This window comes from Parasphingorhabdus litoris DSM 22379, assembly GCF_020906275.1.
Lineage (GTDB): Bacteria > Pseudomonadota > Alphaproteobacteria > Sphingomonadales > Sphingomonadaceae > Parasphingorhabdus > Parasphingorhabdus litoris.
The window spans coordinates 3,187,747-3,203,686 of sequence record NZ_CP086727.1 but is presented as its reverse complement, the minus strand read 5'-3'; the positions used below and the strand labels follow the sequence as shown (position 1 = coordinate 3,203,686).

General features: G+C 50.9%; 12 protein-coding genes. 3 read left to right on the top strand and 9 right to left on the bottom strand.

The window, feature by feature from the left end; genetic code table 11:
* Positions 1–22 precede the first annotated feature (22 nt).
* Positions 23–2,683, top strand: a complete 2,661-nt coding sequence (locus BS29_RS15565) for a hypothetical protein (protein WP_229954548.1) — start codon at positions 23–25, stop codon at positions 2,681–2,683.
* A gap of 92 nt (positions 2,684–2,775) precedes the next feature.
* Here BS29_RS15565 and BS29_RS15560 read toward each other — a convergent pair whose 3' ends face one another.
* The 4 genes from BS29_RS15560 to BS29_RS15545 are packed head-to-tail and all read right to left on the bottom strand — an operon-like array spanning position 2,776 to position 4,745.
* Positions 2,776–3,171, bottom strand: a complete 396-nt coding sequence (locus BS29_RS15560) for a hypothetical protein (RefSeq protein ID WP_229954547.1) — start codon at positions 3,169–3,171, stop codon at positions 2,776–2,778.
* 55 nt (positions 3,172–3,226) lie between these two features.
* Complete coding sequence (locus BS29_RS15555; protein WP_229954546.1) at positions 3,227–3,583, bottom strand: DUF805 domain-containing protein; 357 nt, start codon at positions 3,581–3,583, stop codon at positions 3,227–3,229.
* Between the two features lie 58 nt (positions 3,584–3,641).
* Positions 3,642–3,884 (bottom strand): hypothetical protein, encoded by a 243-nt coding sequence (locus BS29_RS15550; RefSeq protein ID WP_229954545.1) that lies wholly within the window; start codon positions 3,882–3,884, stop codon positions 3,642–3,644.
* A 54-nt stretch (positions 3,885–3,938) separates the two neighbouring features.
* The gene (locus BS29_RS15545; RefSeq protein WP_229954544.1) at positions 3,939–4,745 is read right to left on the bottom strand and encodes a hypothetical protein; all 807 of its coding nucleotides are present in this window, start codon (positions 4,743–4,745) and stop codon (positions 3,939–3,941) included.
* Positions 4,746–5,335: 590 nt separating this feature from the next.
* Here BS29_RS15545 and BS29_RS15540 point away from each other — a divergent pair.
* Both BS29_RS15540 and BS29_RS15535 read left to right on the top strand, forming a co-directional pair.
* A complete protein-coding gene (locus tag BS29_RS15540; protein ID WP_229954543.1) occupies positions 5,336–7,042 on the top strand; it encodes a molecular chaperone HscC in 1,707 nt (568 codons plus the stop codon).
* Positions 7,039–8,811 (top strand): hypothetical protein, encoded by a 1,773-nt coding sequence (locus tag BS29_RS15535; RefSeq protein ID WP_229954542.1) that lies wholly within the window; start codon positions 7,039–7,041, stop codon positions 8,809–8,811. The genes BS29_RS15540 and BS29_RS15535 overlap by 4 nt, the downstream gene beginning before the upstream one ends.
* Before the next feature lie 256 nt (positions 8,812–9,067).
* On the opposite strand, the gene BS29_RS15530 is transcribed toward BS29_RS15535, so the two are convergent.
* From BS29_RS15530 to BS29_RS15510, 5 genes are all read right to left on the bottom strand, one after another.
* A complete protein-coding gene (locus tag BS29_RS15530) occupies positions 9,068–9,904 on the bottom strand; it encodes an alpha/beta fold hydrolase (protein WP_229954541.1) in 837 nt (278 codons plus the stop codon).
* A complete protein-coding gene (locus tag BS29_RS15525) occupies positions 9,891–13,013 on the bottom strand; it encodes an efflux RND transporter permease subunit (protein ID WP_229954540.1) in 3,123 nt (1,040 codons plus the stop codon). The genes BS29_RS15530 and BS29_RS15525 overlap by 14 nt, the downstream gene beginning before the upstream one ends.
* A 4-nt stretch (positions 13,014–13,017) precedes the next feature.
* Positions 13,018–14,079, bottom strand: a complete 1,062-nt coding sequence (locus BS29_RS15520; protein WP_229954539.1) for an efflux RND transporter periplasmic adaptor subunit — start codon at positions 14,077–14,079, stop codon at positions 13,018–13,020.
* A 221-nt stretch (positions 14,080–14,300) separates the two neighbouring features.
* The gene (locus BS29_RS15515) at positions 14,301–15,446 is read right to left on the bottom strand and encodes a M28 family peptidase (RefSeq protein WP_229954538.1); all 1,146 of its coding nucleotides are present in this window, start codon (positions 15,444–15,446) and stop codon (positions 14,301–14,303) included.
* A gap of 141 nt (positions 15,447–15,587) precedes the next feature.
* On the bottom strand, positions 15,588–15,926 hold the full coding sequence (locus BS29_RS15510) for a ClpX C4-type zinc finger protein (RefSeq protein ID WP_229954537.1): 339 nt from the start codon (positions 15,924–15,926) through the stop codon (positions 15,588–15,590).
* Between the last annotated feature and the right edge of the window lie 14 nt (positions 15,927–15,940).

The following is a 15,940-nucleotide window of genomic DNA, read 5'->3' as shown; positions in this document are numbered from 1 at the left end:
GAGCGTGAGGGATAGAACGACCATGAACAAAAAAATCGGTATCGCAACTGCAAGCCTTATTGCTTTGTCAGCTATGACCATCGGCGGCGCAATTCCAGCGGTTGCACAATCAAGTCCAGCTGCGGATCAGGATGATAAAAAGGATAAACAAGATCGTGCATCTAATGCTCATCACGGAAAAAAGCACGGTCACAGCAGTGCACATGGCATCAATTCATTGGGCAGCACATTGGGTTCTACCAAAAAAGAATCATCGTCAGCAAAATTTGGAGCAGCGCATCCGCCGATAAAGCTAGAGAAGCTGAAACAGTCTTTGGCAGTTCGTGGAACTCATAAAATTGGTTTGGTACCCAGTGCAACAGGGCCCGTAACGCCGGGAATAAACTTTGCGCTTATAGGACGCGATGCCCCTAATGGCCAATCTCCCTATTTTTCCACGAAGGCTGACCGATTCATAACGAACAGCGTAGTCGCGCAATTATACAGAGCCGGTCTAATTCTACCCGATGGATCAGTTGCAAAAGGGGCGGAAAGCATCATCACGGTCGGTCGACCATCTGCGACACCACAGGTACCCCGATATTCCCGTCCACCGACTCAACAAAATAACTTCACGCCACCTACCCCGATTTTAGGCACGCCTGCACCCATAGATTTTGCCGGACTTGCTGCAGCCAATCCTACTGGTGTCTCGAGTTTCTATTCTGTGCAGGGGAGCAGATATCTCAGCAATAAAGATGCGTTACAGTTGCATCAAGCCGGTCTAATTTCGGCGAACGGAACATTTGCGCCGTCAATAGCCGGAGATCTAGAGAATCGCGGTCCGAACTATTTTCAAGCCCCGACACCGCCAAATTTGGGCATAGCGCAGACACCGCCAACGCCCAATGTTTCAGCGCCCGTGCCGCCTCAGTTAACCAATAACGAGACGCCGCCACTGCCTGTTGTTCAAGCCCCGACGCCGCCAGAACTGGGCATAGCGCAAACGCCGCCAACCCCCAATATTAATGCACCCGTGCCGCCCCAGTTGACCAACAATCAGACACCGCCTTTCCCCAATATCACTGCACCCGTGCCGCCAAATCTCGGAGGTAATCAGATTCCGACGGCAACAAAATTTCGCCATCCACCGACTGCACAAAATAACTTCACACCGCTGACCCCGATTTTGGGCACACCAGCACCCATAGATTTTGCCGGACTTGCTGCAGCCAATCCTACTGGGGCTTCGATCTTTTATTCTGTGCAGGGATCCAAGTACCTCAGTAATAAAGGTGCGTTGCAATTGCATGAAGTGGGTTTAATTTCGACGAACGGAACTCTTGCACCGTCTTTGGCTGGAGAGCTTGAAAACCATGGTCCAAACTATTTTCAGGCTCCGACACCGCCCGCTTTGGGCAATGCGCAAACACCGCAATCTCCCAATGTTTCAGCGCCTGTGCCGCCACAATTGGCCAGTAACCAGACGCCGCCTGTGCCTATGGTGCAAGCTCCGACACCACCAAACTTCGGCATCTCACAAACACCGCCGACACCCGATATCACAGCACCTGTGCCGCCAAATCTCGGAGGTAACCAGACGCCGACGGCAACTAAGTTTTCTCGTCCTCCAAGCGCACAAAATATTTTTGTGCCGCCTACGCCTATTTTAGGCACACCAGCACCCATAGATTTTGCTGGACTTGCAACGACCAACCCAACCGGAAGCTCGATCTTTTATTCCACCCTTGGAAGCAAATACATCGACAACCAAACCGCCTTAGCTATGCATAAGGCTGGTCTGATTTCGACGAATGGAATATTTGCACCTGCAATAGCTGGGAATTTTGAAAATCGCGGTCCCAACTATGTTCAAGCGCCGACACCGCCCACTTTGGGCAATGCGCAGACACCACAATCACCCAATGTCACGGCGCCCGTGCCGCCACAATTGGCCAATAACCAGACGCCACCCATGCGAGGGAACAATGCGCCCGAGCCTGCAAATCTGGGAAACAATCAGATTCCGATTGCCCCGGTTATCGGTACACCGCCAGGATTGGACATAGCAAATCTGACGGCCAACCCTGGGGGAAGATCAACCTATTATTCTTTGCCCACCGGACAGTTTCTTACAAATGTTGAGGTTCTGAAACTTTATGAAACCGGACTGATTTTGGCTAATGGATCATTGACGCCCAATGTCGCCGGTAGAATAGAATATCGCGGTCCCAACTATGTTCAAGCGCCGACACCGCCCACTTTGGGCAATGCGCAGACACCGCAATCACCCAATGTCACGGCGCCCGTGCCGCCAGGATTGGACATAGCAAATCTGACGACCAACCCTGGGGGAAGATCAACCTATTATTCTTTGTTCACCGGACAGTTTCTTACAAATGTCGATGTTCTGAAACTTTATGAAACCGGACTGATTTTGGCTAACGGATCATTGACGCCCAATGTCGCCGGTAGAATAGAATATCGCGGTCCCAACTATGTTCAAGCGCCGACACCGCCCGCATTGGGCAATAACCAGACGCCTCTTATTCAAACCACGCATAATAGCTTGGAGCATGGAAATTTGTTGGGAGAAACTGAAGCTGCAATAGATGCCAACCAGATTTTAGCGCAAAGACAAGTATTGGGCCATGTTGTTGTAGTGGGGATCAAGCTTCCGGAATTTGAAGCGCTAGACGAATAACGGCAACTTAATTCCTATATCGCTTTTTTACCCACGCGAGGTTGTGGAATGACCGTTGGCGGTAACCAGTCACTTTGCACCACCATTGATATCTACTTTTCGGTATAGTCTTCAAAGCCCGAGACTTGATCATCTTTAACCAAACAAGTGCCGGCCGCTTTGATCTCGGGATCGTCCCAGCTGACATTCCAATTGATTACATATTCCCCGTCTGTTTCTGAAGATGGAAAAGCGGAAATAGCGGCATTTGGCAAATCTTTGAATTTCTCGATATTGTACCAAACATGATCATGGCAGACTTGGGCTGCAGCTATGCTCGCGGCATCAAAATCGCCCTCTGTTTCGCTTTGTGCATCTGCGTCAAGATCGGATCGAGCATCGGTAACGGCATCAGAGGTCTCTGCATCAACTGCAGCTTCTTGACTTGGTTCAGAGGTACAACCGGCAAGACAGAGAACCGATGCAGCAGATATTCCATAAAATTTCATAGTTGGTCCTCTCAAATTGCAGTTTTACAGATGATTGGTTTTCATAATCGAAAATTCATTCGCTTCCCTCAGAAGGTTGTACAAAAAAGTAGATCAACACCAATGTTCCAACAAGTGGAATTAGGCCTAATAAAATAAGCCAACCGGGTTTGCCAGCATCGCGCAGTCTGCGAATGCCCATTGCAATAGTCGGAATCAATATCACCAATGAATAAAGCCAAGTTAGGGGTTGCGATGCACCAACGCCTTCAGTCGGCACGCCTAACCCAGGAGCTACTATAAAAAAATCGGTAATCTGCAGCAAAATTGATATTAATACAGTCGCGAGAATCCAATACCAAAAGGTTGATCGACCCGTTTTCCCAGAAAAGTTGAAATAGTTCGCAAATCCATATTTCAATGCATCAATCATGATCATTATCCCCAAATTCCAGTTATATTATCAGCTACAATTTGCAGCCGCTCAAAAGTCATAAATCGTCAACTGGTTTTTTCTTTGTTAGTTTAACGGACTGCCACAATATCAATAAGTTAATCAGCGGCGCAAAAATGACTATCCATTGATCAAGAGATTCGGCAAAAAACTGAGACGTTAGATTCCAGGGCAACCCCAAAGGCAGAAGGAAAATTCCAGAAATCGGGTCTTTGCTTTGACCGAAAAGCCCCAGAGTGCCGGTCACAAAAATTGCTGCGGCACCAACATAAGCCAGCATGAAAATCCAATAGCAAAAGACGAGAAGCTTGTTCACTCAATTACGATCTGGCTTCTATCGACAGTTTCGTTTGCGCATCGAGCTTATGTCGCGAACCGTTCCACTGCGCGTATGGACAGAAATACATTGTTTGGATGGCTTGCGCCAATAGATCGAATAATGACCATCTCCATTGCCTGCGCTATATTTGTCTTTCAGAACGAAGCCATAGCGTCCGGTCAATGTCCGTGTTGCCGCAACATTAAGTTGGCCCACCAGATTGTTGACATTAACGTGCTCTCTATAGCCCCCGCCGCCGCCATAGCCGGGCCGATAGGAAGTATTATGATTTCTCTGTTGAACGCCCGCTGCATATCCCTGAGAATATGCATCCGAACGCGAGTAGTTGTGATAGGCTTGGTTATACAGGCCGTCGCGATATCCGCGCTCATGGTCAGCCTCCCATTGATGAGATGAGCTGTGCTTCCCGTCGCTATGATGATGTGATTTATGAGATAGAGCCAGTGCACCAATTAAGGCTGCAGCACCAATCGCAACAGCAGCGCCCGAACCGCTATTTTTGTGACCGCAATCTGATGAAGATGTTTTATCGATGGAACGGAAAGCTCCATCGATTGTTATTGCCGAGATGCAATGCTTCTTCCTACCGTTCCACCAATAGGACCAATGCTGGTCATCGCCTCTTGAAGAATCAATATGGATATAGCCCCGCGAGCGCAAAAGTCTCTCGCCTTGGCCAATAGGGGAACCAACAACATCCCTGATTTCATCAGGAGCTTTTGCCGATATCGCTGTAGATGGTAAAAAAGTAAGAGCACTTGATGTTGTCAAAACAATTATCACCCGAGCAATATAAGTCATCTGTAATCCCCTTTGTATCGATCAATATATTTTCAAAACCCCATTTAAAAAAGTAATTTACTGACCCTAATTACACTAAACAGCGGAAATTTCAACAGAATTTGAATTTTACGCATCGAAACTCTATCGTTTCTGCAGTTCACTCAGTGGAGTTACGTTAATCAGAAATCACGCGGCTACTGAACGATTAGATGTTCTTGGCGGAAGTCTGGCATAAATATTCCTCATGACCGTAGATGACCGTATTCTTGATATTTAGTTATACTTGGATCATCTGACCTGTTCGGAACTAACGTCAGCTTTTGCGCTCCAAGCAGTCAGAACCAGACTGTCTGCAACCGGCCCATTTCGAGCCACCGCCGAATGACCCAGATTGGGGTGGAGAGCGGTCATTAAAACGAGCAACTTCTAACGGCAGATTCATCCAAAAAACGGACAAAAGCGCGCATCAACTCTAGCGTTTAATATTTAGCAGATTACCACAAACCCAAAGTCGATGTTGCGGAAACCTAGCTATAAGATATTTGCAACTATCAAAATACATTCGAAACCTCTTGCCAAAATATAGTCTACGGGAGAAGGGAAACGCTATGATTGTTGGTATAGATTTAGGCACAACAAATAGTGCCTGCTCAATTTGGCGTGACGGCAAAGCAGAATTGGTTCCCAATTCACTTGGAGATTTCCTGACGCCATCGGTTGTTGGCTTGAATGACAAAAACGAACTGCTGATTGGCAAAGCCGCGCGCGATCGTGAGACCTATCACCCGGAATCCACCACGTCAGCATTTAAACGTTTAATGGGTACAGACAAAAAAATCAGCCTCAACACCAAGACGTTTTCGCCAGAAGAACTGTCCGCATTGGTCCTTCGCCAATTGAAAGAAGATGTCGAAAACCATTTGGGAACAAGTGTTAGCGAGGCAATTATCACTGTCCCTGCTTATTTTAACGACCGGCAGAGAAAGGCGACTCGGTTTGCCGGAGAACTCGCAGGATTGAATGTACAGCGCCTTATCAACGAGCCGACAGCAGCGGCTCTGGCACATGGCATACATGAAAAAGATGATGAGGATCCCTTTCTCATTTTTGACCTGGGCGGTGGAACTTTTGATGTGTCACTTGTTGAGATTTTTGACGGCGTCATAGAAGTGCATGCCTCAGCAGGCGATAATTGGCTTGGCGGTGAAGACTTTAATGATGTCATGATCAAGCTTGCCCGCAGCCGGATAGACACTTGGGGCGCTATCAAAGTTGATGATGAAGCCGCCTTTCATGAAGTCATGCGCGCAGCGGCCGAACGCGCGCGCCGGGCACTCACCGATGAAGAGACAGTCGAATTCTCCATTGTGTGGAAAGATCAGGAGCATCGCTGCTCCATTTCAAGAACACAATTTGAACAAGAGGCCAACCCGCTGATCGAGAGATTGCGCGGACCACTTCGTCAATCCATTCGCGATAGCGGACTGCAAGCGGATCAATTGGGTAAAATCATACTGGTCGGCGGTGCGACAAGAATGCCGTCAGTGCGACGCACGGTTACCAAATTATTTGGACGCTTTCCCGACACATCTCTCGACCCGGATCATGCCGTTGCGTTGGGTGCAGCAGTTCAAGCTGGCCTCAAACAAAAAGATTCAGCGCTAGACGAGATACGGTTAACCGACGTTTGTCCTTTTACCCTTGGCGTTGATACATCCCATCAAGATGCCAATGGCAAAATCCACGAAGGCTTCTTTGCGCCGATCATCGAACGGAATACAGCCATACCGGCCAGCAGGGTGGAAACCTTCTTCCCCATGAGCGCCAACCAGAGAAAAGTTCGGTTCAATATCTATCAGGGCGAGTCACGCAGGGTTGACGGCAATGTCTTTTTGGGCCGGATTGAAGTGCCGGTCCCGCCCGGGCGGGACGGGGAAGTATCGCTGGATGTCCGCTTCACTTATGATGTCAGCGGCTTGCTGGAAGTCGATATCCACGTTCCCAAAACGGACCTGCGTGAACAATTGGTAATTCAGGATGGAGCGGAAAATCTATCACCCAAAGATTTGAAAAACCGGCGTCAGTCCCTCGAAAAACTGAAAGTCCACCCCCGTGAGGAAAGCGAGAATGCCGCGATCATGGCGCGTGCAGACCGGTGTTTCCAAAGCGCTCTTGGCGAAGAGCGCGTTTATATCGGTGAGCTCATTTCTCAATTTTCCGCAGTCTTGGAAAAGCAGGACCCCAAACTGATCAAACAGTCCCGGGATGAAATATCGGAGAGGCTGACGGAAATAGAAGGTGCGCCGATACTGTGAGTACCAGCGACTATCCCTGGAAAGACCTGCAAATTGAAAAGACCGACGACAAACGGACGATCAAACACGCCTATACAAAAATTCTGAAAACAATAGACGTCGACGCCAACCCGAATGCCTTTATCGCTTTGCGTGAAGCCTATGACTACGCGCTGGGGCCAGCCCAATGGGAAGATGACTATGATGAAGACTACGATGATTATGACTTTGAAGACGAATATTTCGGTAAAGCAGATGAAAAAGGCGGCGACTATCAACCCGAGATAGGCCAGGATTTTCTTTCCCAGATCGGTGCTGAACCGGAAAGTGAAGAACCTGAAGAACAAGACTTTCAAATTGAGATCGAATCGTCCGCTACGATAAACGAGAATTTGAGCGCTCTTAACAAGCTGCTCAATTCCACGACGGATGAACCGCTTGCTACATCGGCGATGAAATCCCACTATCGCGCTATCCATGGCGATCCAGCACTGGAACAATTATATGTTGCAGAATCGGTCGAAAACGCGCTGGCCGATATGGTCGTATGTGCTGATCAGAAAGCCGCTACATTGTTAAGAATGGCGGACATAGACTATGGCTGGGCTAAGCGGGCCGATACAATCGGTCTGGAATGGCCGATATCCCAAGCCGCTGAAATGGCTGCGGCGCAAATCTGGCTTGACGAACAAGAGAAGGGTGGCAGCCATAAAGCAGCCCTGAAAATACTACGCAGCGGAAACAAGCAGCCTTCTCGATGGGATCGTTTTACCGATGGCGATTATGTCCAGGACTTTATTGACGAGATAGATGTCAACTATCCCGGAGCCGAGTTTTTATTAGATCTGGATGCAATTGACGCGTGGCGCAAACCACAAGAGGAGCCTTCCGCCAATTGGGTTTCTGTATTTCACTACTTCATTTGTTTGCCCGTCTTTGCCTACTTGATGACCCTTCGATTTGAAGAGCAGTTTAGCTATTTTGCGGTCAATGATATCAGTTTCAAATCACTTTTTTCTGTCTTCAAATTGGCAGTCCCGTTCATGGTTTTTTCCAGGCTACGAACGTTTCTGATCAACGACCAAGTTTCTGTCGAAAATGGTCGTCAAGGCGGCACGGTATCGTTGTTTATCGAGATGGTCAGCTATCTATGCTTGTTGTTATTACCGCTAGCCGCAGTCTTTGTATCTAACTCGCTAATTGCAACAATTTGCTTGGCGCTATTGTCGGGTGCCGCGTTGATCGGCAGTGGTACGCGCTATGTTGCGGATTCCGAAAGCTTCCTGATCCGCTGGTATCTCAGGATAGGGCCATTATTGTGTATCCTGTTGGTTGCTGGTTATCTGACAAATGAGTTTCACTATATGAACGTACAGGTTCTAATACCAGCTTATGCGTTAATCTGGGTCATGATATATAATCGCAATCGCTTTGGTGACTTGCGCTTGTTGGTGAATGAAAAAATACAGAAATCTATCAGTTGGGCCGTTATTGGAGCAGCATTTTCGCTCTTTATCGCAAATGTTGTTAGTCCCCAGTTCTCGATATCCGGGATAGGCACGGAAATTTTTGGATCTCCAATTCTCTATTTTAGCGGGACAATGACTATGCTGGTCATGGCACTCTGTGCGGTCACCGAATTTTTCCACGAACAGGAAGACGGTGAAATTCGGGTCCAATTCTATCTTGGTTACTTGATTGTACTCGGTATAGTTTTGGTTTTTGCAGTTCCGATTGCATGCTTGGTCTGTGCAGTCAGAATGAAGCAGGTGTTGGACCGATTGGCCTAATTGAGTTTTGATTCCAATGGTTCATCAAGAAATTTTGGTTAGGGACTTTGCTCGTCTGACCGTTTCTATAATCTCTGCGTTTGCGCCCTAACCAGACATCGGGGCCGGCTTCTTCGAACGTCTGCAATTGGGTCGTTAGCGGAACGGCAGCTTTATCGCACCAGCAGATCAAAAACGGACAGTCCGATAACGGCCCAGTACCCGACTCAACATAAATAGGATTATCACTTGGATTGGGTCAGGTTGATAATTTGTCTTATGATGGGGGGCAGGCGTTTTCCGCTGACTCTTCTACGCGATCCAGCGCCTCTTTCAGACAACTCTGGAATAGGGCGGGTTGATCGAGGTTGGTGAAATGGCCGACGCCGGGCAAATCGATAACATGAAAATTTATTTTGTTTTTCAGAACTTCAATGGAGCGATCAAGATACCGGTTGATAGTGGTATCGCGCTCGCCGCGCATCACGATGAGATGACCTTCGAACGCTTGCGCGGTTTCCAGGCGGTCGAAAATGTAAATCTGACGGTCGATTAGGTGCATGACTTTGCGAGATGCGTTCGCATACATTTCTTCGACAAGCGGACGCATGGCTTCATTGATCGTTGCATGGCGCGCAATGAACTTCGGCAGGCGGCGGCCCAGCAGATAGTATATCACCAGCTTTGTCCAAACCACCAGCGGTGACAGTTTGAATTTAAAGGCCGTACCGCAAGTGACGAGTGACCGCAACAAGTCCGGACGTGTTCGGGCAATCTCAAGCCCTATCATACCGCCGAGCGAGTTGCCGAGAAAGTGAACACGATCGAAGCCGCAATGCTCGATAACTCCAATCACATCACGCGCCATGCGCTCTAGCGAATAGTCCTCGATCTGCCCGTTACGCACAACAGCGGAGGCGCCATGACCGCGAAGATCAATCGTCAGCACTGGCCGGGATTGCGCCAATTGGCGCGCCTCCGTTTCCCACTGAATATGGTAGGCGCCGAGCCCGTGGCAGATGACCAGCGGAACGTCTTTTTTCGGTCCAATAAGGCTGTAGCCAATCGGCACGAACCGTTCGACGGCAACATATTGCATGTTAAGCCCGTACATGGTTTTCATCCTCCTTGCTGGTTCCGTGTCCGCTTTTGTGAGGAGAGTTATCTTGATCGTCTGGTACGACCCGAAACATCATGGCATAGAGGACGGGAACGAGACCAAGACTGATCAATGTGCCAGCAATTAGTCCGCCGACAACCACGATATTGAAGGATATCCATAACGGCTCGGCCGCTAGCATTAGGGGGATTAATCCGAAAATGGTGGTCAGCTGGGTCAACACAATCGGCCGCAGCCGTTGCGCTGCGCCATCGACCAAGGCCCGATAAGCTGTAGCTCCTTCGGCGCGCAGTTGATCCACCCGCTCAATCACCAGAATCGCGTTGGATACGATGGTTCCAATGAGCGCGAAGATGCCAAGAAACGACATAAAGTCGAAAGGCATGCGCGTCATCAGCAGAGCCGTGCTAACGCCGACAATACAAAATGGAATAGAGGCAGCAATGATCGCCGTCCGGCGAGCCGAATTGAATTGCAGCAGAAACAGGCCCAGGATCACGATTAGGCAGTGCGGCATATATTCGGTGATCGCGGCTGAGGCTTCCATTGATTCTTCAATTTCGCCACCAACTGCAATGATTTCGTTCGTTTCCAATGGAAGGGCATCGATCACAGGCTGCACATGATCAACAAGCTCTTGCGCCGTCATGTCAGGATGGCGAGCGGAAATCGTAATCGTGCGTTGGTGATTTCGCCTTTGGATCACGCTCGGTTCGTCGACCAATGTGAAGTCGGCGACAGTCGAAAGTGGAATTAACTGACCGTCTTGACCAGCTATAGTTAGTGATCTGATGGCGTCGAAATCCGATCTTTCTGTTTCAGGCACTCGGATGATCACGGGCAACTGCGCCCCATGCTCTTGAAAAACCGTGACCGCTGTACCGCGAACTGCGCTCTCCAGAGCTGTGGCGACCTGATCTGCGGAGAGGCCGCTGCCAAGCAGACGCACATCATCGACATCGGCATGCAGCCTCGTGACCATGGTTTCCCAGTCATGGCGAACCTCCACTGTCCCCGGAATCTGCGCGAAAGCTTTCCGTAGAGCTTCGCCATGTGCCCTTAAGCTGTCTGCATCGGGCCCTGATATCCGCAAAACCGCGGTGCCGGCATCGGTTTCGCCAAGTGAAAAGCGTTTGGGCTGTGCTTCAGTGTTCGGCATTGTGGTTCGGATATGGTCGCGAACGCGGGTAATGATCCCCTCAATATTCGCGCCATTCTCTGTATTGACGACAAAAAAGGCGCGATGGGGCGCCGCTGTGGGCGGGTTAAGACCAAGGATGAACCGAGGTCCTCCTGAGCCGATATAGGCAACGTGATTGATGACGTCTGGATTATGTTCGCGGTCGTTCAGAAACGTGGAAACGGCCTCAACTGCGTCTTGGGTTGCCTGTGGCCGCGCTCCCGGAGCGATTTCGAAGGGTATCTGGAACTGATCGCGATCAGATGGTGGAAGAAAGCTGAAGGGAATGCTCCACGTTGCCCAGATCGCTATCATCAAGAGACCGACCATCGCCGCAGAAAAAGCAATGCGAACCCGAAGGATGCGCATGAGAATTTTGCGATAGACATCTATGAACCATGGTTCGCGGCGCTGTTCCGCATTTGTCTCAGCAGAGGCTGATGGAAGGGGTTGGTGATGAGAAGTCAACATACGGATTAAAAGCGGCGTCACCGCAACAGCTACGATCCAGGAGATGATCAGTACAATTGCCATGACGAAAGCGAGGCCGCGCATATACTCCGCCGACAGGCTGCCAGCGAAGATCGGTGGCGCGAAAGCCAACGCGGTGGCTAGTGTTGACACCAGCAAGGGCGGGCCGAGCGTTCTGGAAGCCTCCGACGCCGCGCTTTCATTTGCTTCGCCGCTCGCAACACGCCGCGATATGTCTTCGGCAATCACCGTTGCATTGTCGACAAGGATGCCGAGCGCGATGATGAAGGATGCAATTGTGACCTGGTTAAGTTCGAGATCAAGTGGATGCATAACGAGCAGAGAGGCCAGCATGGTAATTGGGATCGACAAACCGACAACAAGTCCCGTTCGCCAACCCAAAAAGACAATCGTGACAATCAGGACCACGGCAACGGTCAGATAAAGGGTGCGCTGCATGTCGGCGATGACGTCGGTGACCACGTCGGCCTGAAAGCTGATTTCGGTAAGCTCGAAACCGACGGGCAGCCGATCTTCTAACGCCTCGGTTCGATGACGAAGCTCTTTGCCAAACATCTGGACATTCATCCCCGGTTGCATTTCGACACCAATGACGACGGCGGGTCGACCATCGAACAAGACGGCTGTCTCAAGCGGCTCGACGGTTTCGCGCCGAATGTCCGCGACGTTGCGCAGCGCTACTGCGCCGCCGTCAGAAAGCGGTATTCTGACATTGCGAAGATCTTCGAGGTCACTCATACGACCGTCGGCATCAATATCGAGCAGTTGCCCACCGACTTGCAAAAAACCAGCCGGTTTGGATGCGGTTTCGGCGTTGACAACCGCCGCGATCTCCGCTGTCGAAAGGTCGAGAGCCCCAACATCGTTCCTGGAAAGCGTAATTACCGCACGCTCGGTCTGCATGCCGGTGACGGTGATCCGGCCGACACCGTTTAACTTATTCAAGGCGTCAACAAATTCTCTAACGGCCAACCGTGTATCACCCCAACTATAGCCTTCGCTGGGAACGATTGCATATGTCGCGACTGCAACCTTGCCGAAATCGTCGTCAACAAACGGGCCAATAGATCCTTCGGGGAGTCTCGCTTCGGCAATTCGCGTGCGCAGTCGCGCCCATGCAGCGTCTGTATCGACATGATCATCGGCCAGTTCGACGCGGAGCTGAACCACACCGGCGCGGACCGTCGGGAAGATATTGGTTACTTCCGGCAACTGCTCGATCGCGGCCTCCAGCGGTTTGGCGATCAGGTTTTCGGCTTCCCAAACGGACAGGCTTCGGTTTTCTACATAAATGACAGCCTGTTTGACGGGAATTGTCGGTTCTTCCTGCGACGGGAAGCTGCGCAGCACGAGCAGGCCGCCGATAACGACGATCAGAATGCAGAACAGTGTTAGGCGATCATAACGGAGCGCGGCAGAAGCGATGCGCATTGTTCTAATCCGCCGTCACAGGAAGAGCGTTGACGAGGTCGCCATCGTTCAGAAATCGAACCCCTGCGGAGACCACCAACATGCCCGGGGCAAGGGATGACGTGAGCAATGTTTCTCCATCAGCCGGACGCACCGCTACATCCAGCTGTTTAACACGTCTGGTATCGCTATTGAACGCAAATACCGTGCCGCGGTTTGGCGCTGCTCCAGGAAGAAAAGCCGACAAGGGAATTTCGACTATCTCGCCTTGCTGTTGTGAAAGAATGAATCGGGCCTCCACCGTTGCGCCCGGATGGAAACCGTCGGCTTGTTCACCTATCAGGACCTCGATTGTGACCAGGCCGCCACGGCCTTGCCGCTCGCCGATATGCAAGACCTTTCCTTCGATCTTTTCGCCAGCGCTTTCCAGAATGACATCGACACCTTGCGACAATTTGGCTGCCATTGCCGCGGGCACTGGAATGATCGCTTCCAAGCTGCCGTCCCCGTCAATTTCGAATATGGTCTGACCGGGCTGCACAAACTCACCTGGTTCCGCCATTCGCTGCGCCACGGTCCCGCTAATCGGCGACACAATGCGCGCTTCGCGGATTGTCCGCTCGGAGAGTGCCAGCTCGGCCTCTGCCGTACGGACGTCGGCGCGTGCGACCTCAAGCTGCGCTACTGTACTTTCAAAAGTCAGTCTGCGGAAAAACCCTCGCTCGACAAGGCTTTTCTGGGCAGCGTGACGCTTTTCGACTTCGTTAAACGCAGCTCTCGCTCGATCCAGACCTGCCCGAGCCTGCTCCCGGCGGCGTTCAAAAGGTTGTACTTCAAGCGTCGCCAACTGTGTCCCCTGGTTTACGTGATCACCGATCTCGACATTTGTGATTCCAATTGAGCCTGCCTGCGCGAAGGCCAGGCGGGCACGCTCCGATGACTGAACGGAGCCAACAAAAATATGGGATGCGTAACCGTCGGCCGGTTTTGTCTTGCTTAATGCCACGGTGCGCGGCAACAGCGCGCCGTCTTCATCCGTTTCGACTGCGTGGCAAGCAACCAAAAGACAGGTGATGGAGAGTATCATGGCTGTCCTGAACCATCCGGCCACTATGGCATGCGGCGAGCAGGACAGCGAAAGATTGCACGATAGTGCATCAATCAGGCTAACAAAGCCGATGCTCCTGCTGAGTGGCCTCATATATCGTCGCAATATATTAACCTTTCTAGGTCAATGACCTAAATTAGGACGAAATTCTTCCAAAGTGAACCGTCAAAAATGGCAAGCCGAGGCTGTGTCTGGGTTGTTTAAGAGAGCCTGTCGATGAAACGCTCCAAAGCGAGAGCGCAAGCAACCACCTTATCGGGGTCCACGAGATCAACGGTATCTTTCGTCGTATGGGTGATGGTTTGAGTGGCCATGTTCTCCAGCAACCAGTCCGACGTGACTGCAATGGCCGGGCATCCTGATTGAACGAACATGCTGTGATCGCCTTGCGGCCATTCTATCCCCGCGCAGGCCTCCGGTGCGCCAAGAAGCTCAGCAACAGCGAGCTCGTTTATGTTTTCGGGTAGATTGAAGAAGGAATAGGCCGTGTCCCCTTCGAAATAGCCGACACCATCAATGTTGATGTTCAGCGCAATCGTGTCAAAGGTATCGTGGTTGCTGTTCATATAAGCGACCTGCCCAGGGACCGCATAATGATCCTCACCGTTGAGTGCCACAAGCTCGATGCAGAAATCGCCTCTATAATCCTTGAGCATATGGCTGAGGAGCAAAAGCGTCGCGACACCTGTGCCGTTGTCCAGAGCACCTTGGACGTTCTTTTTTGCGTCAATATGCGCTGTGATGACGATGCGATGAATCGCACCGGCATTGATTCTGGCAATGATATTAGCCGCCTTGCCTGCAATGCGGCGACTTTCTGAAACAAGTGTCAGTCGCTGGCCGACGTATGGCAGCAGCCGTTCGCCTTCCTTTTCGGTCATGAACACTGACGGCACATTGAAATCACCATCTTCAATCATCGGCGCCGGATAGGCTCCGCCTGCAATGATGCTGTCAGCTGCCGCGGCCGTGATGATCGCGCTCGCACCGGAGTTTTCAAGACCCGCAACAATTCGCTGATGTTCTTCGATAGCGAAGAAAGGGAATCGTTTAGGCATCAGCGGTTCGCGGGCAATATCCCCGTAAAGCAAAAGCAGCATGCCCGCGGCATCAGAGTGTAGGAGATCTTCAGTTGTGGATGCCGCCATCAGCGGGCCCGACACTTCAATACCCGGCGCGTAAGGGCTAGGGAAAACCTCAAATATAGTGCCGTCGTCGGACGTCAGTAAGGCTATATCGCCAATCCAGTCGATGGCGTCGAACCATTGTGCTTGTGTGGACCATCCATTTTTGGACACACGCGCCTCGAAATATGCAGTCGCCGCCCGATTACCGTCACTGGCCACACTGCGGTCTGTAATGTCGACGGTCAGATGTTTGAGAAAGGTAGTGACATTTTCTCGATGGGTATCGTTTACGGTCTGCTGAGTGGCTGTGTTCATTGGGGAGATCTCTAATTTATCCAGTTAGATAAGGCGGCTCTGTCTCTATCCGAACCGCTCTTGCGCGGTCTGGTGGGACACGCCAAGCGCGGCACCAATGGCAGTCCAATCCACACCATTGTGACGCAATTCCCGGATCTGGCTCTGCAGGCGGTCGCGAGCTTTATCGACAAGCTTGGACGTTGCCGCCATCTCGTGAAGCAGCGCTTCATCTCCGATCTTTTCCAAGACTGGTGAGCTTCGATCAGGCTGTTCCAGCGCGTCACGGGTTGCAATCGTGCGAACGCCAACGTCAATACATCGGTCGCAGATATTTACTTCAGGACCAGCAAGGAGCGCGCTAACAGACTTCGCTTCCAAACCGCAAAATGAACAGGTCAGCATATGGGATCTCCTTG